Annotated in this window: 1 protein-coding gene; it reads right to left on the bottom strand. The window is 36.3% G+C overall.

Annotated features, from left to right (window positions below; all coding sequences use genetic code 11):
* Positions 1–164: Clp protease N-terminal domain-containing protein (locus tag V6255_RS18900; protein WP_341629476.1), on the bottom strand; the 164-nt coding region annotated here is incomplete at its 3' end.
* Positions 165–212: the final 48 nt, after the last annotated feature.

Genomic DNA, 212 nt, shown 5'->3' on the forward strand with positions numbered 1-212 from the left:
ATTTCAAGATCAGACAAGATTCTACGCATTGCGCGACCATCTTGATTTAGCATGGGCAGCAATACATGTGTCGCTTCTATATATTGGTGATCTAGACCTAATGCAATAGATTGAGCATCGGACAAAGCTAATTGAAATTTACTATTTAATTTATCTAAACGCATACTAAATTCTCCCGAAATGAATACACTTATATAGATGGGGGGTTAGCA

The organism is Psychromonas arctica, from assembly GCF_038155225.1.
Taxonomy (GTDB): Bacteria; Pseudomonadota; Gammaproteobacteria; order Enterobacterales; family Psychromonadaceae; genus Psychromonas; species Psychromonas arctica_B.